The 24110-nt window shown below is 41.1% G+C and carries 19 protein-coding genes; 11 read left to right on the forward strand and 8 right to left on the reverse strand.

Going from position 1 to position 24110, the window contains the following annotated elements; translation table 11 throughout:
• Window positions 1–192 precede the first annotated feature (192 nt).
• Complete coding sequence (locus tag EL17_RS02580; protein ID WP_035069696.1) at window positions 193–924, forward strand: SIMPL domain-containing protein; 732 nt, start codon at window positions 193–195, stop codon at window positions 922–924.
• A 78-nt stretch (window positions 925–1002) separates the two neighbouring features.
• Here EL17_RS02580 and EL17_RS02585 read toward each other — a convergent pair whose 3' ends face one another.
• Complete coding sequence (locus tag EL17_RS02585; RefSeq protein ID WP_035069699.1) at window positions 1003–1701, reverse strand: NUDIX hydrolase; 699 nt, start codon at window positions 1699–1701, stop codon at window positions 1003–1005.
• A 92-nt stretch (window positions 1702–1793) separates the two neighbouring features.
• Here EL17_RS02585 and EL17_RS02590 point away from each other — a divergent pair, with 92 nt between their 5' ends.
• On the forward strand, window positions 1794–3431 hold the full coding sequence (locus EL17_RS02590) for a carboxylesterase/lipase family protein (RefSeq protein ID WP_035069702.1): 1638 nt from the start codon (window positions 1794–1796) through the stop codon (window positions 3429–3431).
• Between the two features lie 327 nt (window positions 3432–3758).
• Here the strand turns inward: EL17_RS02590 and EL17_RS02595 are convergent, their stop codons facing one another.
• The 5 genes from EL17_RS02595 to EL17_RS02615 all read right to left on the reverse strand — a co-directional run bounded on the left by EL17_RS02595 (window position 3759) and on the right by EL17_RS02615 (window position 11258).
• Window positions 3759–4694, reverse strand: coding sequence for a metallophosphoesterase (locus EL17_RS02595; protein ID WP_051719759.1), 936 nt, complete (start codon window positions 4692–4694; stop codon window positions 3759–3761).
• A 9-nt stretch (window positions 4695–4703) separates the two neighbouring features.
• Window positions 4704–6269, reverse strand: coding sequence for a RagB/SusD family nutrient uptake outer membrane protein (locus tag EL17_RS02600; RefSeq protein WP_035069705.1), 1566 nt, complete (start codon window positions 6267–6269; stop codon window positions 4704–4706).
• A gap of 13 nt (window positions 6270–6282) precedes the next feature.
• Window positions 6283–9597, reverse strand: a complete 3315-nt coding sequence (locus EL17_RS02605) for a SusC/RagA family TonB-linked outer membrane protein (protein ID WP_051719760.1) — start codon at window positions 9595–9597, stop codon at window positions 6283–6285.
• A 95-nt stretch (window positions 9598–9692) separates the two neighbouring features.
• Window positions 9693–10613, reverse strand: a complete 921-nt coding sequence (locus EL17_RS22480) for a FecR family protein (RefSeq protein ID WP_051719761.1) — start codon at window positions 10611–10613, stop codon at window positions 9693–9695.
• A 45-nt stretch (window positions 10614–10658) separates the two neighbouring features.
• Window positions 10659–11258: an RNA polymerase sigma factor gene (locus EL17_RS02615; protein ID WP_035069707.1), complete on the reverse strand. Its 600-nt coding sequence runs from the start codon at window positions 11256–11258 to the stop codon at window positions 10659–10661.
• Between the two features lie 463 nt (window positions 11259–11721).
• Here EL17_RS02615 and EL17_RS02620 point away from each other — a divergent pair, with 463 nt between their 5' ends.
• From EL17_RS02620 to EL17_RS02655, 8 genes are all read left to right on the forward strand, one after another.
• Entirely contained in the window at window positions 11722–12357 is a 636-nt protein-coding gene (locus EL17_RS02620) for an NAD(P)H-dependent oxidoreductase (protein ID WP_035069709.1), read from the forward strand.
• A 163-nt stretch (window positions 12358–12520) separates the two neighbouring features.
• Window positions 12521–13051 carry a DUF4269 domain-containing protein gene (locus EL17_RS02625; RefSeq protein ID WP_035069712.1) on the forward strand — a complete coding sequence of 177 codons (531 nt, stop codon included), beginning with the start codon at window positions 12521–12523 and terminating at the stop codon, window positions 13049–13051.
• 507 nt (window positions 13052–13558) lie between these two features.
• Window positions 13559–16276, forward strand: coding sequence for a TonB-dependent receptor (locus EL17_RS02630; protein ID WP_164674921.1), 2718 nt, complete (start codon window positions 13559–13561; stop codon window positions 16274–16276).
• Window positions 16277–16289: 13 nt separating this feature from the next.
• On the forward strand, window positions 16290–17501 hold the full coding sequence (locus EL17_RS02635) for a DUF4876 domain-containing protein (protein ID WP_035069715.1): 1212 nt from the start codon (window positions 16290–16292) through the stop codon (window positions 17499–17501).
• 12 nt (window positions 17502–17513) lie between these two features.
• Entirely contained in the window at window positions 17514–18956 is a 1443-nt protein-coding gene (locus EL17_RS02640; RefSeq protein ID WP_035069718.1) for a DUF6850 family outer membrane beta-barrel protein, read from the forward strand.
• A 12-nt stretch (window positions 18957–18968) separates the two neighbouring features.
• On the forward strand, window positions 18969–19772 hold the full coding sequence (locus tag EL17_RS02645) for a hypothetical protein (protein ID WP_051719762.1): 804 nt from the start codon (window positions 18969–18971) through the stop codon (window positions 19770–19772).
• A 102-nt stretch (window positions 19773–19874) separates the two neighbouring features.
• Window positions 19875–20453 carry a Crp/Fnr family transcriptional regulator gene (locus tag EL17_RS02650; protein WP_035069721.1) on the forward strand — a complete coding sequence of 193 codons (579 nt, stop codon included), beginning with the start codon at window positions 19875–19877 and terminating at the stop codon, window positions 20451–20453.
• Window positions 20454–20517: 64 nt separating this feature from the next.
• Window positions 20518–20877 (forward strand): DUF4260 domain-containing protein, encoded by a 360-nt coding sequence (locus EL17_RS02655; RefSeq protein ID WP_240485924.1) that lies wholly within the window; start codon window positions 20518–20520, stop codon window positions 20875–20877.
• Window positions 20878–20952: 75 nt separating this feature from the next.
• Here the strand turns inward: EL17_RS02655 and EL17_RS02660 are convergent, their stop codons facing one another.
• Together EL17_RS02660 and EL17_RS02665 are read right to left on the reverse strand one after the other, a co-directional pair.
• A complete protein-coding gene (locus tag EL17_RS02660) occupies window positions 20953–21477 on the reverse strand; it encodes a YciE/YciF ferroxidase family protein (protein WP_035069724.1) in 525 nt (174 codons plus the stop codon).
• 164 nt (window positions 21478–21641) lie between these two features.
• Entirely contained in the window at window positions 21642–22514 is an 873-nt protein-coding gene (locus EL17_RS02665; protein WP_035069727.1) for a manganese catalase family protein, read from the reverse strand.
• 583 nt (window positions 22515–23097) lie between these two features.
• On the opposite strand from EL17_RS02665, the gene EL17_RS02670 reads away from it, so the two are divergent.
• A complete protein-coding gene (locus EL17_RS02670) occupies window positions 23098–24102 on the forward strand; it encodes an ion channel (RefSeq protein ID WP_035069730.1) in 1005 nt (334 codons plus the stop codon).
• Window positions 24103–24110: the final 8 nt, after the last annotated feature.

A 24110-nucleotide genomic window follows, 5' to 3' on the forward strand; every position in this document is an offset into this window, starting at 1 on the left:
AAAAGAGATGATGGACACCTATAAATCGGATAAAATGCTATTTTTAAATTTGTCGTATAATACGCCTGTTAACATATTACTTTTCGTTTAAAGGTATTTTTGATCTACAATAAAAAAAAATGATGGCTATAGGTAGACCAGTCATCTAAATTTCCATTATAATCTTTAGATTTGATGAATGAATAAAAAATTATGAAACAGCACCTTACAGCCGTAATATTTGCATTGGCCATCATCATATCCGCTGCTATACTTGGGAATGCCATCGTCAACAGGAACAAAAAATCTGGTACAGTAGATGTCACGGGTCTAGGTGAGCAAAATTTCTCTTCAGATCTGGTCGTATGGGAAGGAAACTTCAGCCGTGAAAGTTTTGAAATCAAAGATGCCTACGCTGCTTTGGAAAAAGACCGACAAACGGTAACGGATTACCTGAATCAAAAAGGCATTCCAAAAGAACAAATCATTTTTAATGCAGTCAATACCAATCCGCTATATGAACAAAACTACAGTAGCAATGGTAATTTTATGGGGCAGACATTTTTGGGTTACCAATTGAACCAGTCCATACAAATATCCTCCAGCGAGGTGGACAGGGTAGAACAGATTTCCAGGGAAATCACAGAATTGCTGCTTCAGGGTGTTAAATTCTATTCCCAGCCTCCGAGATATTACTATACCAATCTTGAAAGCCTAAAGATAGAAATGATTTCCAAGGCGACCGAAGATGCCAGATTGCGTGCAGAGCGGATAGCCGAAAACTCCGGTTCCAGACTAGGGCAGCTCATCTCCGCCAATATGGGAATATTTCAGATCACCGGGCAGAATTCAGCAGAAGATTACTCCTGGGGAGGTACATTCAATACAAGCTCTAAAGAAAAGACAGCCTCTATCACCATGCGCCTGAGCTATAGGGTGAAATAAGAAAACAAGGTAAAAATAGCATATCTGAAAGCATCATGAGCTATCCAGTCATATTTTTCCCTTTCAGCGCCGGATCGTTCATTTAAAACTGTATAAATATGGTGCTTTATGGCTTTTCCCGGTAAAATGTTTCTCATGTCTTTTCAAAATATCAAGACCCAGCAGCTTTCGTTGAAAACTGGTTCTACGGAGCTTTTCACCTAATATAGCTTCATACACCCTTTGCAGGTCATTCATGGTAAATTTTTCGGGCAGCAACTTCCCTCCGATAAGTTTTCGATCAAGGTGGTAACGGAGTGTATCCAAGGCTTTGGTTACGATCTGCTGATGGTCAAATATGAGCTGAGGCAAGGCATCAATGGGATACCAGCCAATAGAATCTGACAGGGAATCTGGCTGCAAAGTAACTTTCTCAACATCAATCAAAGCATAATATGCCACGGATATAAACCTATCCAAAAGCCAATATGACTCATTTACCGCATACCCATTGGCCTCTAATATTCTTTTCATCACCTCAGCACCATGTCTGTTAAAATCGCCAAAAGTATAAAACTGCTCCAAATAAATATTTTCCAAGCCTGTTCTCTCTTTAAGCCCCCTTTCTACGGCTTGGTTAAGTCCTTCCTTTACCCCCACAAATCCCCCCGGCAAGGCATACCACCCTGTCGCATGGTATTCCATCAAAAGAATTTTTAATTGCCCTTTTGAAAAACCAAATATGACAGAATCAAATGCAATATGGGGCAAATAGTCAGAGATGTCGGGGACAGTCATGGTTTAGATTTTAATCCGAAGGCAAGTAAATAGGAATATTGTAGATAAACAATTATTATTGTCTCAATATGTAACAATAGACCTTTAATCCTATGAAATTCAATTTACTTTTATGGCCCTTTCTGGCAGCCATGTGGCTAGGTAGCGTACAGGCCCAACAGGGCTCCAACTATTTACCCGTACAGGCAAAAATAAAAAATGGTCTGATCGAGGGCCATTATGATGTGGAAAGTAATGTGTCAAAATATTTTGGTATCCCCTTCGCCAAGCCCCCTGTCGGAGATCTGAGATGGAAAGCCCCTCAACCGATAGACAATTGGGAAGGCGTAATGAAAACCAAAAAATTTGGTCCAAAGCCCATCCAGCCAAATGTGTTTGGTGATATGGATTCCTGGTCTGATGGCATGAGTGAAGATTGTCTGTATCTGAATGTCTGGACTCCGGCAAAACGTGGTACTCAGGGTCTTCCTGTATTGTTTTATATATATGGTGGAGGTTTTGTAGCTGGTGATGGATCAGAACCACGCTATAATGGAGAGCGTATGGCCCAAGAGGGTGTGGTGGTGGTTACGGCCAATCACAGGTTGAATATATTCGGTTTTCTGTCCCATCCTGACCTAAGTGCCGAAACACAGCACAAAGGTTCTGGAAATTATGGTCTTTTAGACCAGGCCATGGCGCTACAATGGATAAAGGACAACATTGAAACCTTTGGGGGTGACCCCAATAAAATTACGATTGCAGGAGAATCAGCAGGCTCTATTTCTGTCAGTTACCAGATGGCTTCCCCACTTTCCCGCAGCCTTATTTCAGGAGCTATAGGTGAAAGCGGGGCAGGGATATATCCAACTTTGGCTCCGGTCCCTTTAGCAGAAGCAGAAAGAATAGGGCAGGAATTTTTGGAAGGAAATGATATAAAAAGTATTGCCGAATTAAGGGATATGCCTACAAAGGACATCTATGAGATATACACAGCATCGGATCCATTTAGATTCCCTGTCACACTTGATGGATATTTTATAGACAAAACCCTCCCAGAAATATTCAAAGCAAAAGTGCAGGCCCAAGTACCTTTGCTTTTGGGCTGGAACTCTGCAGAAATGAATGCAATGGCATTTATGCAAGGGGCACCTATGACTCCAGCTAATTTCATAGAAAAGGTAAAAGAAACCTATCCTGACCATCATGAGGAAGTATTAAAATTATATGCCCATTCTACAGAAGAGGAAGTAGGCTATTCAGCGACTGCATTGGCCTCGGATAGGTTTATTTCCTACAGTACCTGGAAATGGTTTGATCTGCACCTTCTGCACTCGGACCAGCCGGTCTATCGGTACCTGTTCAGTAAACTGCGTCCTCCACTGGTTGACAGGTCCCTAAGTGCTGGCCTAGCAGGAGGTACAGTGCAACAGGAAAACCCCGGACCTGCACCAAAGGCATATGGCGCTCCCCATGCCATGGAAATCGAATATGCTATGGGCAACCTGCATTTGGTCGACGAATATGAATGGTCAGCGGAAGATAGAGCTGTCTCTAAGGTGATGTTTCAGTATTTTACTAATTTTGTAAAAACAGGAGATCCAAATAGTAAAGGCCTTCCCGAATGGCCAAAAGCAGAAAGAGGAAGTAATAACCCAACGCTGATAAACATCGATATCAATACGCAAGCGGAAAGAGGTCTTTTAGATGATAGGTATCGCTTTCATGACCGGTACTATGGCAAGCATTGAAAAAACGTAAAGTATCATAAATGAGGACTGTAGCCAATTTGTGGTATCATAAGCTCCTTTAATCCTTACTACTAATTCCTCTTAGTTTAGCGTATACCTTGGGTATCTGTAGAGGAGTAATGTATCAAGTTCATGATCAGTCAAGATGTAAACCGAATTAGATTTTCTGCTATACTTCCAAATTAATATAGCTTAAAGGCTTCAGGGTACAACTTTCTGTTTCATCTTCATATTATTTTTTTTCAGGGAAATCTAAAAAAACAGCATACCGGAATCATGTTCCGGTATGCCTTAACCATCACATTCATGGTTACATAAAATTTGGTATCATTTATCTATTTCTCCATGATAAAGGGTGACGCCATTCTTATTGATAATATCAAACTGTATCTTATCAGATGATAGGGCAAATAACATAAACCCGGCCTCAGAGGCAGTAAACTGCGTATAGGGCAAGGAGGCACTCGCTGTCACTTCTGAAGCTGAACCGGATACAATCTGTCTAAGCCCATCTTTTTCCAGATACTGTAAACTGTGGTCATGCCCACTGATGTACAGATCTACTCCGGATTCCCTAAAAAGCGTTTCTAAAGATCTTCGGATCGCTTTTGTATCATAGCCTTCTGTTCTTCCCCCTGTATACATAGGATGATGGCCTACTACAATTTTCCATTTTACAGCTTCGTCATGGCTGGTCAACAATTCTTTCATCCACATTTTTTGCGCAGTAGAATCGGTTTTGGCCACATTGGGACCGTATATGGAATTGGAATAAAATTCGGGAATCAGACTGTTGGTATCAATGTATATAAATAATACCTTGTCTTTGCTTCCTTTGATCGGAACGGTCTTGGTATAATGTCTTTCCGGCATCTGCCATCTTCTGGACACCAAACTGTAGGCGACCTGTGCATCAGGATCTCCCAGATAATCATGGTTTCCCAGTACTACCTGCCAGTCAATCTGTAGATGGTAACTTTTATAAATGTCCTCAAATGAATATTTCCATAAAGGATCCATGGTACTCTTCACCCCGTTTGGATAAAAATTATCCCCGGTGGAAATGATAAAGTCCGGCTTATGTTTTTTCACCTGCTGCAGCAGCTGGTCAGCCACTGCCAGCTGTTGGTCATCACCGTTTCTTCCCCAGTCCCCTATCACGATAAATTTATTGGATTTTTCCAATGGATTGATACCCTGTGCCAATAGATTTTGACTCAGAAAAGCACCCCATATTGTAATCAGAAATATATTGAATCTCATGTTATAAAATTAGTAACCGCTGTTCTGATTTAATTTTGGATTGGAAGCCAACTCGCCCAAAGGAATAGGAAATACCCTGCGATAGGTATCCTGATTGGTCTTTACCGGCAACCCGGTAGCGGCATCTCTGCCCCATGCAGCTTCCCATTTGCCAAATCTGATCTGATCATTTCGCCTCCAGGTTTCTCCGGCCATTTCACGCCCTCTTTCTTCATATAAATTATCCAGATTTACAGCGGTAAAGGGACTGGCCTTTCTGATGGTCCTCACCTGATTCACCAGTTCCAGAGGAGATTGGCCCAATGGATCAGAGCCACCCCTAAGAATTGCTTCTGCTTTTAGCAGGACAAAGTCTGCGTAGCGGAACAATACAAAATCATTTCTCGAATCCCTGTTAGAAGTCCATGTGCCGTCGGGAGTATATTTTACATTTCGGGCCCCTTGGGCTATCTGCTGCGGAGAACGTCCCCTGTCGAAGGTTTCAATATTGACGAAGGCGATTTCAGGATTTAAATTAACATGATAAGTCCCGTCCATCACCGGTCTGCCATCCTTATAGTACTGGGGACCCGCCAGCCATATCTGTCTTCTGACGTCTTCCGCTTCCTGGAACAAGTAATAAAAATCTGCCCAGGTATGTAAACAGTTCCCGACACTGATGGTCGTAGGCAGTCCATAGTTTTCTCTTAATAAAGGGTGTAATGGAAATCTTCCCAAACGCATACCATTGGCGGCAAAATTCTGGTCAAATGGTACAGCAAATATGCATTCCTTTATCTGTGGACCATTGTCCACATCAAAGATTTTCATAAAATCAGGCTCCAGATCAAAACTGGTATTGCCACCATTGGAGGCAGCATTCAAAATCAGATTGAGGGAAGTAATCGCCTCCTGATAGGCCGGGGCACCTGCATAAACTTCTGCATTCATATACAATTTTGCCAGTAAAGCATGGGCCATCCAGAAAGTGGGCTTACCGTAAGTGGCAGTAGAAATCTCCTTGGAGAGGAAAGGCAACGCCTCATTGATTTCACTTTTTATATATTCATAAACTGCAGCGCGCGGACTGTTAGCGGGAAGCTCCAGATTACCATATTCAGGGCTTATGGGTACATTACCATATAGGTCCAAGGCAAAGAAATAAAACAAGGCACGCATGGTCTTCATCTCTGCTATCGTCCTGTTCTTAAAATCACTATCCGGAGCCAGTGATAAGGCGGAGAGAATTTCGCCACACAGGCTTATCCCTCTATACGTCCAGGACCAGACCCCACTGATGTGTGGGTGGGTTTCGTCCCAGGTATGGAGATTCAGCTGTATATAGCGGCCCCCATCGTAGTAATCAGCTCCCCTTGCGGTCAGTACGGCTTCGTCTGTGGTAAGTTCCTGTAAGTAGTAATAATCGATGGCTATATTATCCCTCAACTGAACATACACGGGACCGGTAACGGCAGCAAATTCAGACTCTGTGGTGGGGAATATATCAGAGGTATAGCTAGATTCAATCGGTAAGTCCAAATCTGTACAGCCAAAAGCAAGTACGGCTAAAAGGAGTGTATATATTATTTTTTTCATAAATGTTTATTTATTAGAAATCCAATGTAAGACCTAGTAAAAATCCGCGTGTTCTGGGATAGAAATTATTATTGTCAAAACCTGGTGTTAATCCGCCCAGATTAACCTCGGGGTCTATACCCGAATAATTAGTAAATACAAATAAATTGTTTCCTGTAAGATAAAGGCTTAGGTTTTTGATATCCCTTCGATTTGCAAATGGAAAACTATAGGCCAGGGTAGCATTATCCACCCTTAAGAAGGAGCCAGACTCCAGGTACCTGTCTGAGTAGAAGTTATTGTTGACATCCGTCATGGGCTCACCCTCTGCAGAAAGGGGGATATTTCTGATATATGCCTGGCTGATACTGCTCAAGACGGCACGGGTAGAGTTCAGCACCTGATTTCCATACACTCCTCGGACAAATATGTTCAGGGACCAGTTACCATAGAAAAAGGTGTTCCCTACACCATAGGTAAATTTAGGTTGCGCATTTCCGATCAACCTTGCATCCGCAGGAAATCTTGGGGCAGCGGTCACCCCTCCCTCTGGAGTAAAGAAGGTGGATATCCCAGCCTCATTTCTTCCGGCATACTGGTATAAATTGAATTGCCCGATGGGGTACCCTTCTTTGATCAACTGTGTAAATACCCCGCTCACACCTGCACCGGATCCTGCAGCAGTAGGAATAGAATCAAGCTGATATTCAAAATTGGAAAGTTTCTCTACCCTGTTTCTGTTATGGGCTATATTACCAGAAATGTCCCAGCCAAATTTACCTTTCCGAAGGGCACTAGCCTGTACTGTAAATTCCAGTCCCTGGTTTGAAATCTCACCCACGTTGGCTGTCATGGTAGGGTGAACAAACAAAGTGGTGGAAACCGGATAATAGAAAATCAAATCTGAGGTATATTTATGGTACCACTCTACCGAACCGGTTACCCTTCTCTGCAATATCGAAAAGTCCAATCCCAGGTTAAGCATGGAGGTTTTTTCCCAGCGAAGATCTGTATTCACATTCGCTACAGAACCTAGTGCCTGTTCGTAGTTCCCATTATTATAGTAAGTACCTGAACTGCCAAATCTAAATACCGTCAGCAATGGATCAAAGCCCAATGAATTGCCTGTAACCCCATATCCGGCCCTAAGCTTTAATGTCTGGAATATGGACTGATTGGCAAAGAATTTCTCCTCATTGATCAACCAGCCAAAAGATGCCGCTGGAAAATTGCCCCACCTGTTATCCCCATTGAAAGCGGAGGAACCGTCTTTTCTCATGGAAAACTGGAACAGGTATTTATCATATAAAGAATAATTTACCCTAGAATAAAAAGAGATGATCCTTAGCGGTATCTGGCTATAGTTTCCATAATCCACCCTGAGTGTATTGGTACCCAAGGCAAGATTTTCTGCTCCTGTCACATTTGATACAAAACCATTATTGGTTGACTGAAAGCCATCATTATTCACATCATCCTGCCAGGAATAGCCTCCCAAGATTTTTAATTCATGGACCATATTGTTGACAGGTGTATATTCAAAAAATGATTCGATGACCTTTCTGTGGTTCTGCACACTGAACCTTTTGGCTATACCTCCCACCTGAGATCCGGAATAGGAAGTTCCTTGATATTCTATGGGCAAAATGGATTTACTGTCCTGGTATTGTTTACCTTCAAATTTTTCTATCTGGTATGAACCTGTCAGGTTAAGATTGAAATTCGGCGTGACATCAAATCGTGCTGACATAAATCCCAATATGGTGTTTTGCTGACGCTCATCCTGGTTGAGGTCTATGATGCCCAGTGGGTTAAAGTAATTGGAGGTGTGGTCGATGGTGTTTTCTCTAAAACTACCATCTTCATTCCGCACATTTACCGTAGGCAGGTAAGATACCATTTGACGGAACACTTCTTCTCTTACCAATTGCTGATTCTCCAAAGAATTTGTCAACTGAAAATTCAGTCTCAAGCGGTCGTTAAATCCTTTTTGATCTACAGACATTTGGGCAATCACCCTTTCCCTGGAGGTACCACGGATGATGCCTTCATTTTTGAAATAATTTATACTGGCATTAAAGGTAGCCCGTTCTGTCCCTCCACCGTAGCTCAGGGTATGGTTTTGACTGAATCCCTGCCTACTTACCACATCCTGCCAGTTGGTATTGACGAAGGTGGTATCCTCTCCACTTACGGTATACTGGTTGTCATTAGGAAATAGGTTTTGGCCATTTTTGGCAAGATAGGACCTTAATTCATCTCCCGTCATCATTCTCAGCGAATTGGCGGCCTGATCTATCCCGGCATAGGCATTATACGTAAAACCATAAGTGGGCTGAGCCTTTCTGGTAGTCACCATGATCACACCATTGGAAGCTCTGCTGCCATAAATGGCTGTAGCAGATGCATCTTTTAATACCTCTATTGAAACAATATTATCCGGAGCCACCAGGTTGATAGAAGCACCAGGTACCCCGTCTATCACATAAAAAGGCTGCTGGGCAGCCCCTTCCCTAAGGGTAGAAGCGCCCCTGAGGACAATATTGGGCGTAGCATTAGGATTGCCGTCTCTACTGATCACCAGTCCTGCCACTTTTCCCTGAAGCAGTTGCTCCGGACTGGCCAATACCCCTCTATTAAACTCCTTTGGGGAAACACTGGTAATGGAACTGGTCAGCTTTTCCCGGCTTACTTCTCCGTATCCTATTACCACGGTCTCATCTAGGAGGTTTTCGGTACCGTTTAACCTGATCGTCCAATCACTTCTGCTCCCTACCGGAACCTCCAGTGACTGATAGCCCAGCATAGAAAAAAACAGGATATCATCATTGCTTAATCCAATAAAACTAAAGTTACCATCCATATCGGTCACTTGCCCCCTGTTCTGGTTTTTCACTTGGATGGCTACTCCAAACAAAGGCTCTGATGTCTCCGCATCTATCACCTGACCCCTTATATCTGGTAAAGTAGGCTCCTTTTTAGTTTCGGTAGTGACATTTTTTGCTGGAGAATGTTTCTTTATAAGGTAAATCCCGTTTTTTTCTACCACTTCTACCACCCGCTTTTCTTCCAGCATCCGAAAAATTTCCTTGGCATTATCACCTCCGAAAACCTGGGAATTCACTTTTATACCATTAAGTTCCTGTGCATCATATATCAGATTTAAATTATGGTCTTGCTGCATTTTTTTTAGGCCATCGGTCAGCAGTGTAGCTTTCATCTCTGCTTGGGCGATTGGCTGATTTTGCTGGGCCACTGTATAGTTTGTCAAAAACAATAGCACAATACATATAAAGACATTGGTAAAAGGGAGAAAAAGATGCTCTTTTCTCTTTTTGTTTTTTTTCATTATCTTAGTTATTACTTGTTAATAGATAGTTTAAAGAAGAGAAGGATATTCCTTTCAGTAAGCTATTCCCGGTACCCGGGCCAACGGGTATCGGGTTACTGAATTTCATATTTGTTCTTTTCGGTTTGGTGTATGGATAGGGTATATTTTTCTAAAACTACATTCAAGGCTTCCAATATACTGCTCACCTCTAGTTTAGCATCCAGATTGGCAGATAGTGTAATACCAGTTTCTTTTGGGTGATTTATCTGAATAGGATAATAGGTTGAAAGCAAGGCTACCATTTGTTCAAGAGAAGCCTCATGTAATATTATCCTTTGGCTGTTTAGCTGTTTATAAAAACTTACTTGGCTCATTTCCGATAAACCAGTGGTCTTATCGATGACCAATTGATGGGATGGATTTAAAATTGCTTTTTCTATATCAAGATGGGAAACGGATACTCTGCCACTCGCTACCGTGATGCGCTGTTCCGGCATATTTTTATAGCTTACCACCTCAAAAGATGTCCCGAGTACCTGAACCAATAGATTTTCGGATGAAACCATAAACGGGTTTATGGTATCTCTTTTAACATCAAAAAAAGCACTGCCCTGGAGCTGAACATTTCTTTCATTGCCAAAGGATGAAGGATATGTCAGCGATGAATTGGGTTTGAGCAGTACCTTTGTACTATCAGGCAGCCATACCTCTTGAAATTCCCCATAAACAGTAGTTACGGTGATGTTTTCTACAGTAGGTGAGAAATACGACCATAAAATAGCGGTCAATAACAGCAAAGGCACCAAAGCTGCGGCCACCTTGGCATATGGGAACAAAACTCCCGGTTCCTTAGCCTTGATTTGATCCATCAACCTTTTTTTGGCCAATTTTCTTTTCACATCGATGTCTATAGGCCGGATGGCAACATTTGAAGCCAGATCGTCTAACCAATCTTCTAGTAGCTGCTGCTCTGTGGCAGTGGCCGTACCACTGAGGTAGCGGTCGATAAGCTTTTCTAATTTATAATTTTCCAATGGGTACTTTGTTTGGTAGGAAGTACCACTCCTCTTATCTTTTAACTATTGGAAAATACGAATTAACATAAGCTTAGCAATAGGCGTAAAAAGGAAACAGCTAGTTAATAATCGGGTAATATACGGGTGCATTTTTTTAGTAGCTGCTGCTATCTGATTTCGGACCGTCTGCTCAGATACTGCATGGTGAAAAGAAATTTCCTTTACACTATAGCCTTCAATTTCATGCAGGATAAAAACCCGCTTTTCTCTTTCCGGTAAGGTCTCCAGCTGAAGGTGGATAGATTTAACAAGCTCATCATGTAAAAAATCTTTGATCGGCAACTCAACACTCCCTACCTTATGGATCAAATGATCAAGGTGCCTCCTGCGTATACCCTGACTTCTAAAGGTTTTCAGCACTTTCTTTTTGAGACAGGAAAATAAATAAGTCTTCCAGTCTGTCCTGATAGGAGAGATGATCACCCTGCTTTCCCAGATTTCCATGAAAAGTTCTTGGACAAGGTCTTCCGCCTCATGCTCATCTTCCAAAATTCCAAATGCATACTGGAACAATACCTCCCAGTAAGTATCAAAAAGTCTCTCAAAAGCCTGCTGATCACCTGATCGAATACTTTTTAATATGGAATCTTCTGAAATTTTCATGCGCTATAGGTTCGCCCGAAACAAAGTTAGCCATTATGCGTATCCGTCAGTCCATGTTAAGTGAAAGTCATATAAAGTTCATGTTAGATTAACCAATTAATAAAATTTCAACGGCTTTTATATCCCTGTAGCTTAATGATTTCTTCTATTTTTTTGGGTATCTATAGTATTAAGGCCTGGCCATTTAGACGGAAACGCTAATATAACCTTGAGGTTTTGGGAGATAGATTTATGATAACCTCACCAAAGGGATTATTTTTTCAATACCAGGAAACCTGTTAAGATAATATAAATTGAAGATAATGACAGCTTTATCAGCTGGTTAATTTTAGGCAAAAATCAACCCCTTCCCTATCCATCCTTTTATTATGGCTCGATTGGAACTTAGTTTAGCAAAAATAAATTTTAATCTATGGTCCTCGATAGTAGACTTAAATCACGAGGGAATTTAAATTCATATAAAATGTCATTATTAGAAGATTTACAATGGCGTCATGCCGCCAAAGCTTACGATCCATCCAAAAAAGTAAGCCAGGAAAATATTGATAAAATCATTGAAGCCGCCAGGTTGGCTCCTACTTCTTCAGGATTGCAACCATTCAGACTTATCGTTATATCTGATCAGGAGACAAAAGAGAAACTTGTAGCTGGTGCTTTAAACCCCGACTGTATGAGGGACTGTTCGCATGTAATTGTATTTGCCGCCTGGGACAGGTATACATCTGAGCGGATTGACAAAGTCTATGATCTGACTACTGACGAAAGAGGTTTGCCCAGAGGGGCTTTTTCCAGTTATACCGGAAAACTTAAAGAAATTTATCTGGAACAACCTGCCTCCCTCAATTTTGAACACACTGCCAGGCAGACATACATAGCCTTGGGACTGGCGATGGCCCAGGCTGCCGAGCTTCGGATAGACTCCACTCCTGCAGAAGGCTTCAGTAATGAAGTAGTAGATGAAGTATTGAACTTAAATGATTTGGGACTTAAAAGCGTTTCCCTCATGTATGTCGGTTATGCAGACGCAGAAAAGGATTGGTTGGGCCAAATGAAAAAAGTCAGGATTCCCATGGATGAATTTGCCATTACCATAGGATAATAATATACAGTAATACACACTTGCTGATATCAAATACCCCCAGACGGAGGTGTAATCCTCCGTCTTTTTTCTCTATGTAAGCACGTATAACTTTATACACCGACTAAGAAAAGGTGATCTATAAATTATCTGGTTATTTTTGACATTGGTATTTAGTATAAAAATGGATATTGATTATGAAAATATAGGCTATTTAAAAAACGGTAACCCGCGCCAGCAAAAAGCCTATAGCATATTAACAGATTACCAGCTCTTGACCCGGTTAGGAGCGTATACTCCCATAGTAGTGGGCACCATACCTATCCATTTAGATATCGAAAACAGTGATCTTGATATCATCTGTCATTTTCATGATATCGAAGAATATATTCATTTCATCAAAGAAGCTTTTTCATCTTATAAACATTTCTATATTCAAACCCACATCCAAAAGCAAGAGCCATCTGTGGTAATAAAAATGGAAATAGAAGGCTTGGTGATCGAAATATTTGGTCAGAATATCCCCACCAAAGCACAGTTTGCTTATAGACATATGTGCATAGAACATCAGCTGCTCTGTGAAAATGATGAAAGCTTTAGATTAAAAATTATTGATTTAAAGCGCCAGGGATATAAAACAGAACCCGCTTTTGCAATGATGCTGGGGCTCCGAGGAAATCCATATGAAGAACTGCTGAAGTACGAGAAAAGATAGGTGCGCAGAAGCAGCTTGTTTTTCTGCCAAAAAGGCCTGCCTTCACGTACGGGCATATCACATTAGTAATTTTCTATTCTTTCCTATCAATTAGAAAGTTGAATAAGTAGCTAAGGTACCCTGCACCTAACAGTCTATGGATATCCGCTTGTCTTTCCACGGCCCTTTATTTAGGAAACACACAAAATTTAGGAAGTGGCATCATGCTAAGCTGTATTCATTAAATGAGAAGTACACTTAATAATCACCATTACTAAACACGTAGTCTAACCCGTCATGAGTAGCCCATAAATGTATGGCAGCTATGAGCGTTGGCCATTTTCTGAATGACTTATCTTTTCCTGTTTGGTAAAAACTCTTGATACTTATTTTAAACTCTTATTTACCAGGCTGTAATACGAAAAAGTGAAGTTCCTATACAAATTTATCCCAAAATATAATTAGAATAAAAGTGCAACATAATTGCAATAAAGAATTCATTTTTTATATTTGCAACCCAATTGCAAAATGATGAAAAAAGCTGTATTCTGTATGTTCATGATGTCCATAAACTTTATGGCCCTATCGCAGGAAAAAAGCATCGTAGGGAAAATCCAAGATGAAAATTTCAACCCATTGCCAGGCGCTTTAATCCAACTAGAACCATCAGGGAAAAACATCATTTCAGATAAGGAGGGTAATTTTAGATTTAAAAATACAGGGGACATTTTAGCTCCCCGCATCATAGTATCTTTTTTGGGGTACACTACTATGGATACCTTGATTGGTGCTGTAGATGACGCAGTATACCTGGAGCTTCAGTTACAGAAGAGAAGTTTGGACCTCCAAGAAGTGATCGTGACGGCACAGGAAAACCGTGCCGGACTGGGTACCTCTTCTACGATAGAAAGATCTGCAATCGAACATGTTCAGCCCAATAGTCTAAGAGACGTCCTCCAGCTTATCCCTGGACAATTGGCCATCAATCCATCATTGAGCAGTCCCCAGCAAATCCTCTTGCGGCAGGTCCCCACAGATGCTTCCTCCAATGCAGTGGCTCAGATGGGAACTGCCCTGATTATGGATGGAAGTCCTGTTTCCAATGATGCTAACATGCAGTTTAATGTAAACATTCTTAATTCAGGTCCTAATACCAGTCCTCCTTTTCAGTCGGTATCTGGACAGGGATTTGATTTAAGGCAAATCCCCGCAGACCAGATTGAATCTGTAGAAGTATTAAGGGGTATACCTTCCGCCAGACATGGGAATTTTACCAATGGGGCTATTATAGTCAATACCCGGGTGGGTGCTTTTGATCCCAATGTAAGGATCAGGGCCAATCCCACGATACTGCAAGCCTCTGCCGGCAGTGGTTTTTCTTTTCATCAGGACAGGCATGCGGTAAGCTTTGACCTGGATTTTGCGGACGCCACCCCAGACCCAAGGGATGTGCTTAATCATTTTACCCGACTTACAGGAAATGTAGCCAATAGGATGGTATTTCCAGCTGCTGCGCTCACGATAACCAACCGGCTGGGTATCAATAGAAATATCGCCACGCGCAGAAAAGATGCTGACAATGACCCATCCCAGAGGAGTTGGGAATCAAAGGATGCCAGCTTTAGGTTTAATTCCAATTTAAGATGGCAGCCAGAGGAATTTATTTTTGACGTCATGGAGGCCAATATTACTGCTCAGTACAGTCAACAGCGGTCCTATTTTAATGAATTCATCACCACCAATGTAGGACCCAGACCGATATTTATGATCGATACCACAGCTGCTGTTCCTTATGGCACAGCGAGGTATTATAACCAAACTAGCGTGGAAGGCAATCCACTGAATATATATGGAAGGCTGGAAGGGTCAAAATCAATATCCCTATGGGGAAACAGCCACAGACTGCTTACGGGAATGGAATATAGACTAGACGCCAATCATGGAGCAGGTAGGCAGTTTGACCTGGTGACCCCTCCCAGGCAAAACTACAATGCCGGTGACAGGCCTAGGAAATTTGACAATATACCAACGCTCAATCAACTGAGCCTATATGCCGAAGACAGGTTTACCTTTCAAATAAGCAGCCTGCCATGGCACTGGCAGCTGGGGATGAGGTACGATCACGCATTTCTGTCCGGTCCGGAGCAGCGGAAAGTCAGTGCCGATCTACTTCCCCGTATCAATACCGCTATAGATGTCCTGCCATTTCTAAGTGTCCGTGCAGGGTATGGGATTACTTCCAAAGTTCCCGCCCTGAGGTTTTTGTCCCCAGGACCCAGATTTATAGATTTAATCAATTTTAATTACTACGCTCCTGACCCAGCAGAACGTCTTTTGATCGTCACTACAAGACGAATAGATATTGACACCAGGTCTTTATCCCCCTTTAAATCAGAAAAGATAGAATTAGGCATAGAAGGCAGTGTGGGCAAAACCAACTATGTCATTACCTATTTTAAAGAAGCCACCCGCGGAGGGCCCAGCTTGATACGTGAGCCATATTTGGCAGCCAGGGGACTTTATGATGTGCTGTCCAGCCCAGCCGGAATGCCACCTACCCTCACGGCGCAACCTGCCCGCTATGACACCTTATTCACCGCCTACGATCGCCCGGTAAACAATCAGGACATCATCAATTCCGGGCTGGAATATATGATCAACTTACCAGAATGGAAAGCCCTTAGGACTTCTCTGAACTTTTCAGGCAGTCTGATCAGGACCAATGGTTTTGTCAATGGCGAACAGGCAAACCCCAATTTTATATTTGAACATATCCAAGCAGATCATATACCTTTTTATCAGGCCGGACAAGGTTACCGGACCTTGCAGTGGAACACCTCATTTAGGTTTATACACCGTATCCCTGAAGCCGGGCTGGTGATATCCACATTGGCTCAGACCGTCTGGGTAAACCGGGATAGAATGACCGGGTTCAATCCCTACCCCACCGCCTTATTAAATAGAAAAGGGGAAATCACCCGACTGAGCCCAGAAGCTGCTGCATCACCGGAAAACGAATTATACTGGAACAGGATATCAGATTTACTGCTATTGGAAGAAAAAAGACCCCCTTTATGGCTGTTCAATTTACGGGTAAACAAGGAATTCGAAAAAGGTAGAGGGTTTGCGTTTTATGTGAATAATTTCTTCAACAACCGTCCCCTATACCAAAACAAACGGTCCAACACCTATACGCAAAGAAACATAGACCTCTTTTTCGGGGCTGAAATATTTTACCAATTATAAACCAATCACCAATATGATGAAAAAACAGTATCGTTTAATGATTTTAGCCCTGACTTTATTAAGTCTTTGGGGCTGTAGTGATGATGATTCCCCTCGTGTGGAATTATTTGATGTCAATGTAGTAGCATTATATCCCGAGGATTTCTCCAGTGATCAAGCGGAGGGGGTTACACTTAAATTAGTCAACAATGCTACCGGAGATCAACAGGAAAAAATTTCAGGTGCTGACGGCAGGGCAACATTTGCTGGGCTGGTACCAGGTACCTACCAACTGACAGCCAGCAGGTTTTTAAATGCTCAGGAAGCATCAACATTGACAGGATCCTCATCCGAGATCAACCTTAACTACCTGGACAATAATCTCCTACTAAGCGCTGCTACCGGTCAGGATGCCCTATCTATCAGACTTTCTGGATCTATCAGTGGAAGCCTGGTCATCAGACAGGTATACTATAGTGGCTCCAAAACCCCTGAAAACACCAATTACTTCTTTGACCAATTTGTGGAAATCTACAATAACTCCAGTGAAAGCATTGCATTGGACGGTCTGATGATATCCAATGTGGAAGGACCTTCCGGCCAAATCAATCCAAATACACAGCCTTCTCCATTTGCAAAAGATCAGGAACATGTATACATCAGTACAGCATGGAGGATTCCCGGTACTGGCAGTGATCATATGCTGGCTCCGTTTACCAGTGTGGTAATAGCCCAACAAGGAATCAATCACCGGTCAGAAGAAGCCAACCCAAACAGTCCGGTAAACCTAAGCAATGCTGACTTTGAACTATTTGTAACTGGTTCGCAAAGAGATATAGATGCTCCTAATGTTCCGAATATGGAAATGATTTATCATCCATTCAACGCTACGTATTCATTGGTGACTGTTTTTGGGCCAGGCACGATCATTTGGAGAACAGATGATTTTGCAGCTTTGGAAAGAGCACCTATACCAGATACCAGTCCTACATTTCCTCAAGTGGTAAAAGTACCCGTAGCCAATGTGATCGATGCGGTGGAAGCCTTAAGAAGTGCTACAGACGGTGCATTTAAAAGAGTACCTGCCCAACTGGATGCCGGGTTTACTTTTGTCAGCAATACGTATACGGGAGAGTCTATTGTCAGGAAATCTACTACTGTAGATGGTAATATCGTCATGAAGGATACCAACAACAGCTCAGAAGATTTTGAAATCAAATCCACACCTGCACCTAAATCATTTTAAAAATTTACAAGGATGACTGGCCGTTTATTTTTACTCGTATGGGTACTCAGACTTTCTATATCCGCTGCTCAGTCACAGGAGGTGGATATTACCGATTACCTGGCCCAGTACAACATGGAGTGGACGGCCTCTCATCCTTATTTACTGCAATATGCCTTTCAGCCGTTTTATCAGGCCAGCATAAGACATGAAAACTTCGGAGGTGATTTTAGACCCGCTTTCAGAGATCAAAATTATTCAGATTTTGGCTTTCACTCCAGATCGCAAAAAGCGATAAAAAACTGGAACCTACTAGGAGCATTTTCATACAGGAAAATCCTGGATAGAACAAAACCATATTTACTTCAAAAAGAAGCTTCATCCTACAATCCATATGTGATAGCAGATAACCAAGTAGAAAGCTGGGGGGCAGATCATATAGATTTTTCACTTTCTGCTATGAGTCCAGCCTGGATGGATCGTTTCAGAACATATGCAGTGGTCCGGTATGACGTAAGCAGTGGACACCGTAAAGCTGAACCCCGCCCACTCTACAGACACAGTAAATTTTTACTGGAGATAGGAAACCAAATGCTTTTGAATCAAAACTTCCATATAGGCATAGGAGGTGCCTTTGCACAGCATCTGGAAGAAAATACAGTTGGATCCTTTGCTGTACAGGATTTTTCACTGCACCAATTGAGAGGTATAAGCACTTTTACCAGAAATACTTATCAAGCCTTTCAACGTAACCAAAAAGAAAGCCGCTTAACCGGCAAAGCTTTTCTGAGCTATGCCAAGAATCATGACTGGGGATTTCTCGAATTTGCTACCCAATCAGGTCAATTTGACGCAAGAGATGGAATAGCAGTTCCTGAGGATGGCGGAAGCGTAGAAAGTAAAACTTACGCTACCAGCTTAGGGTTTAACAAATCGTTTTCCGGTAAAATATGGCAAACAGGTGCTAAGTATACCAACCGATCCTCCATTGGCATAGACCCTATCTTTAGGGCGATTAACTATGATTTTGCATCGACCATTTATAATGCGCGGACATCCCTTACCCAACACAATAGCTTTTGGAGACAAATAGCAGTAGATCTAGCCTTTATAAATGAGCAAAGGGACGAAATAGCAGGAGGTAATTTTCTTCATTTCCAAAATATAGAACTTAAGTTGGGTACAGATCTGGTTTTACCCATCCTAAAATCCAATAAACTGTGGCTTAGCCCCTTAATAGGTATCCGGTCTAACCAAAAATCAGCCTACCAACAAAACAGTACGGGGCTAATCGGAGAAATATTTAATCAGGAAATAGATTATTACAGTTCTGATGCGCTCTTGGCCCATATAAAATTAATGTGGCTGTCTCAATTTAAAGAACAACAGCTGATGTTCACACTTCATCTTTCTACAGAAAGAACAGCTGAGTTACATTACAACACCCTGTCCGTGGATATGGGCCTGTTATTTTAAAAAGCAACAATTATGACATCAAAGCACTTATTGATTATCCCTTTCTATCTCATCGCATATTTAGGCACCGCACAGTCTAAACCAGAGCTAGACCCTATAACTTTGGCCGACAGCCTGATTCAGCTGGTAATAGAACAGGAAGGCCTATACACCCTATACGGAGGCCTGAAACCCATCAGTACCGTCCAACATTTCAGTTATGCCATAGACAGTATCAGCGGAGACTATATCCATAAAGGGGAGATAAAAAAAGACTTGATCCGACTTTCACAAAGCCTTAAGTTACTTTCCAATGACAGCATAGGCTATACCGTAATCCCCTTCAAAATGGTCAGCGGAAAAACGAAAACATTTGAAATTCTGGTATACCATAAAGCTGCTTTGAAAAATATGATTTCTGACAAGACGGATTTCTTTCTTCGGCGGGGTATACTGCCGGATGACAATATAGAAAAACTACTGGCTATCTATGAATTTGAAGATAAGTATGACCGTTACAGAGCATATGGACATTTATTCGGATATCCTGATCATGCCGTGGATTTCTTTGTAAATTCAGCCAGGAGCAATGATGAAACTGGAAAATTTGTCGAAAGGGATTTTAACCAGATACCTGTGGCCAGTGGGCAAAAAGGCAGGTTCGTATATGCCGTTCCCAAAGGATATGAACTGGGTGAATCAGATGAGGAAATTATGTTAAGAGCAGGGATTTTATTGGCTAAATTCCAACATGATTGGGAAATGTACCAGTCCCAGCTCAATCCCGAAGAAAACCCATCTTATCTCCACTTTCTTTATTTTTTAGCTGAACAATAGTATGAAACAGATAAAATGGTAAGTCTTATTAAGGTGTATAAGAGAAGACGAAATATACACTATATTTGGTGATCTTACCATATTAACCAAATATATCAGGCTGTGGAACATTTTAAGCACTTACTAACATCTTATTTCGGACCCTTGAACGACCAAGAGCTGGACATGATTCAATCCTATTTTTATGAAGAAAAACTTACAAAAAATAGTTTTTTCACAAAAACCGATAAGGTCTGTGACAAGCTAAGCATCATTAAGTCCGGTATATTAAGGATTTATTCCTTGTCTGAGGGAAAAGAAATCACCCAATGGATAGCCAGTGAAAATTATATGATGACCGAAGTGTTGGGATTTTTCTTTGACCGGCCTAATCGGTGGAATATCCAGGCTTATAACGACGTAGACTTGTGGACCATAGCTAAAACGGATTACTTAAAGCTATGCAGGGACTTTCCAAAATGGATAGATATAGAAAAACAATTGATGTTAAAATGCTTTGTCATGATAGAAAACAGAATTTTCGCACATTTGTCAATGACAGCCCAAGAAAGGTACGAAATGTATTTTGAGCAGAACAGTCTCTTATTCAATAAGGTACCTTTACAGCATATTGCTTCTGTATTAGGCATGTCTCCCGAAACGCTCAGTAGAATTAGAAAACACCATGCCCAAACTTCTTGATTTATATCAAGATGTTATTGCAAATTAATATTGAATTTTGTGCCTTACTACAACATTCAATGATATGACCAAGCACATGACTTATCTTATAAAGCTGGAGGAATTAGCCCAGTTTATTCTAGCCATATGGCTATTTGCCCAAATGGATTTTGCATGGTGGGTTTTTCCGGCATGTATCCTATTACCCGATGTATCTATGGTAGGTTATGCTGTCAATACAAAAGTTGGGGCGTGGGTATATAACCTTTTCCATCATAAGACACTTGCTATTACCATTTTAATCGTAGGATTTAGCATATCTAATGACATACTTTTATTGGCTGGCATCATATTATTTGCACATTCGGCCATGGATAGGATTTTAGGTTATGGATTAAAATATCCGGATAGTTTTAAACATACCCACTTAGAACAAATGGGTTAAGATAATTATAGCTTAGACAAAAAAAGAGGCTGTCCCTACTTATGAGATAGCCTCTTTATTGTTTCTATCAGCCTACTATTCCTGGGCTGCTTTTTCGTTTACTTCACTTTCTGCCAATTGGGTTAATAATTCATCTGTTTTCTTCTCTTCTTCCAGTGTTTCTGTGAGTAGAGAAGCAATATCATCATGCCCAATCTTTTTGGCCAATGCTATTAGGCTGCCATATGAGGCGATTTCATAATGTTCGATTTTCTGGGAGGCAATAATGATTCCCGCATCTCGCACCATGGTATCTGCTTTGGTGTCTTCCAGGATTTCTTTGCCTTCCTCTATAAGTCCTTCCATGGCTTCGCATTTCTTTCCACGGGCAGCTACATCCAGCAGTCCAAAGATTTTTTCCAGTCTTTCTACCTGACCTTCGGTTTCCTCTTTATGCTTTCCTATAGCTGATGCCAATTTCTCTGAAGTAGCTCCTTTTTGCATTTTGCCCAGTGCTTCTACAAGATGTTTTTCCGCCCAGTAGATATCTTTTAACTGGTCCTGAAATAATTTAAAGAATTTAGAATTTTTAAATTCTTGGATATTTTTATCGACTGCCATAATTAAAATTATTAGTTTAGGTTTTAAGTAATGCTGAATAGAGTAAATATGAAATGTTCAATACATAGCATTCATATTGAAGCATAGCATGCTTATGCTTTATATGCGTCCACTCATTTTTTTTTAATATATATTCTTATTAAAAAGAGGTATTCTCTGTGCTGTTATTCTAGCCAGTCTTTTACTTTCTCAGTAATGCTGCCCCCTCCTGTCATCTGTTCTTTCTGAGCATATCCTTTTGGATGAGGTGGTCCTAATTCAGGCTCCTGACCTTCGGGTTTCGCTTTCTCTATAGTGAAAGTGCTTTTACCGTCCATAGACTTGCCTTCGCTCCATCTTCCTTCTGCCATTTTTTTAGGATCGATGTGCGTGGATAGGAAATTATAGTTGAAATGTTGATTTTCTTCTGCCTGAGGAAATGAATTTGGAATAGGATGCATTCCTTCCAAACCTCCGAGTTCCTCCAAAACTGCCAGCCACTGGTTCTGGTGCATGGTGTCCCTTGCTATAAGAAAAGCCAACATGTCTTTCATTCCTTTATCATCAGTAGCTTCCCATAACCTGGTAGCTAATACCCTTCCAGATGATTCTGCCATTACATTGGCATACATATCCGTAGCCAGATTACCTGTACCTACCACCCAAGATCCGTTAAATGGAACGCCGTTACTGTCCACAGCCATTGCTGCCAGTCCCGATGACAATATGTGACGAGGATTGGCACCACCCATGATAGCTTCTAATATTGGACTGTCGGAAGCCATTTTATCCTTGGTCTCGTTAGGAGCTGTTTCTAAGTTGAGCGCCACGGCTGTAGCCAACATTTCTATGTGGGCCATTTCTTCTGTACCTGTTTCCAGTAACATGTCTCTATACTTTACTGGGCCCCTTGCCCCCCAAGCCTGAAACAAATATTGAAGGCACACTCTAATTTCACCTTCAATACCACCAATCGCTTGCTGGAGCATCTTGGCAAATTGGGGATTAGGCTTGTCAACCTTTACTTTGTACTGTAATTTTCCGTCGTGATAAAACATGGTTTGTTATTTAGTGGTAAATAATATGGTTTTCTTTTTTATAAAAATAACTACAAATATGAAATACACACTACCAAAACTGTTCCCACTTCAAAATATTTAACAATAAAATCGTAAAATAATCATAAACTTCATATTAGAGATTTCTATTTACATAAAGTATTATTATCTAAATTCAAAATAAGTAGCCCACATAAGCAAACTGTATCATTTATGCTACAATTTGAAAAAGTGGGCTTTATTATGTAAAAAACAGTTAAGCTACCTGATTAATCATATATGTCTGCTTCCATCTTTATGTGGCTCATGGGAATCCGGCCTTATGGAGAGCCGCCTACCTGAATTTTGGATATTGCTTAGTGCGTAATGTCTACTTATAACCGGCCGGATGAACTGTACTTCATTTTATAAATAATCTGGGCTGCCTAAATTTCCTATAGCCTGATCCTATCAATTCAAGCCATATACCTCGTTTACCGATAGACAGGTTCAATGTCGGGTGATTATAGCCATTTTATTACTATTAGTCCATTTTGGCAAGGACTTAGCGAGCGTTATCAAAAAAAAAAGCGAATAGTACCCTATGGAAGAATCTATTTATTTGATCATCGGAGTAATATTGCTGTGCATTGGCTTCTTCGACTTTTTCTACACTACATTATCTGCCAGCAAATCATCCTTTATCACTTTTACGGTAAGTAAGTTTGTTCATATCAGCATCCTGTCTTTAGAGCGGAAGTTTGGCAGGGGGATTTTTGCCCTTAGCGGTATGATTCTCAACCTTACCATCATACTTGTCTGGATTTTGATTATCTGGGCAGGACTTTATTTTGTATTTACCTATGATGCCGATGCTATTTTAAACAATGAAGGCATAAGGGCTACTGACTCAGAACGGCTGTACTTTACCGGCTATGTCCTTTCTACTTTGGGTAACGGTGACTTTTTTCCCATTTCCACTTATACACAAATGATAGCCAGCAGTTTTTCTTTTTTTGGTTTTATATTTTTTACCACAGCCATGACCTACCTTATCTCTGTCTATTCGGCGGTGATCAATAAAAGGCATTTGTCATTGGCTATACTTAATCTGGGCAACAGCCCTGAAGAAGTAATCCGTACTTTACATAGTGCACAGCCATCCTTTATTTATACGCAGATCAATTCCCTTCAGGAGAAAATAGATTTGGTCAATGAACATTATCAGGCTTTTCCACTTATCCACTACTATCATAATGTAGAAATAAATGCTTCTTTTTCTCTAAATGTAGCCAAACTGGATGAAGCACTGACCATCATGCTCATCAAATCTACATCCCCACATCATCAGGAACTATGTTTTCTTAAAAAATCTATGGATGCTTTATTAAAACGTTTTGATGAATTTCATGATATCCCCAATTTTGAAGACTCTTCAGAAACCTTACATTGGGAATATATAGGCAGTACCAAAGAACTGTCGATAAAGGAATTGGCCAACAATCCACGTATCGCCCAAAGGAGAAAAATACTCACATCCTTACTGCTGCATGAAGATTTAAACTGGAAACATGTATATGAAACCCAAAAGCTGTCCAGTGACGATTAAAAAAATTC

The sequence above is a fragment of the Anditalea andensis genome, assembly GCF_000714815.1.
Classification (GTDB): Bacteria; Bacteroidota; Bacteroidia; order Cytophagales; family Cyclobacteriaceae; genus Anditalea; species Anditalea andensis.

Excerpts from the sequence above, each read along its gene's own strand:
- EL17_RS02585 (WP_035069699.1), bottom strand. The coding sequence starts at position 1,701 with ATGACTGTCCCCGACATCTCTGACTATTTGCCCCATATTGCATTTGAT.
- EL17_RS02655 (WP_240485924.1), top strand. The coding sequence starts at position 20,518 with ATGACCAAGCACATGACTTATCTTATAAAGCTGGAGGAATTAGCCCAG.
- EL17_RS02665 (WP_035069727.1), bottom strand. The coding sequence starts at position 22,514 with ATGTTTTATCACGACGGAAAATTACAGTACAAAGTAAAGGTTGACAAG.
- EL17_RS02590 (WP_035069702.1), top strand. The coding sequence starts at position 1,794 with ATGAAATTCAATTTACTTTTATGGCCCTTTCTGGCAGCCATGTGGCTA.
- EL17_RS02670 (WP_035069730.1), top strand. The coding sequence starts at position 23,098 with ATGGAAGAATCTATTTATTTGATCATCGGAGTAATATTGCTGTGCATT.
- EL17_RS02635 (WP_035069715.1), top strand. The coding sequence starts at position 16,290 with ATGATGAAAAAACAGTATCGTTTAATGATTTTAGCCCTGACTTTATTA.
- EL17_RS02595 (WP_051719759.1), bottom strand. The coding sequence starts at position 4,694 with ATGAGATTCAATATATTTCTGATTACAATATGGGGTGCTTTTCTGAGT.
- EL17_RS02615 (WP_035069707.1), bottom strand. The coding sequence starts at position 11,258 with ATGAAAATTTCAGAAGATTCCATATTAAAAAGTATTCGATCAGGTGAT.
- EL17_RS02630 (WP_164674921.1), top strand. The coding sequence starts at position 13,559 with ATGATGAAAAAAGCTGTATTCTGTATGTTCATGATGTCCATAAACTTT.
- EL17_RS02600 (WP_035069705.1), bottom strand. The coding sequence starts at position 6,269 with ATGAAAAAAATAATATATACACTCCTTTTAGCCGTACTTGCTTTTGGC.
- EL17_RS02645 (WP_051719762.1), top strand. The coding sequence starts at position 18,969 with ATGACATCAAAGCACTTATTGATTATCCCTTTCTATCTCATCGCATAT.
- EL17_RS02625 (WP_035069712.1), top strand. The coding sequence starts at position 12,521 with ATGGATATTGATTATGAAAATATAGGCTATTTAAAAAACGGTAACCCG.
- EL17_RS02660 (WP_035069724.1), bottom strand. The coding sequence starts at position 21,477 with ATGGCAGTCGATAAAAATATCCAAGAATTTAAAAATTCTAAATTCTTT.
- EL17_RS02605 (WP_051719760.1), bottom strand. The coding sequence starts at position 9,597 with ATGAAAAAAAACAAAAAGAGAAAAGAGCATCTTTTTCTCCCTTTTACC.
- EL17_RS02620 (WP_035069709.1), top strand. The coding sequence starts at position 11,722 with ATGTCATTATTAGAAGATTTACAATGGCGTCATGCCGCCAAAGCTTAC.
- EL17_RS02580 (WP_035069696.1), top strand. The coding sequence starts at position 193 with ATGAAACAGCACCTTACAGCCGTAATATTTGCATTGGCCATCATCATA.
- EL17_RS02640 (WP_035069718.1), top strand. The coding sequence starts at position 17,514 with ATGACTGGCCGTTTATTTTTACTCGTATGGGTACTCAGACTTTCTATA.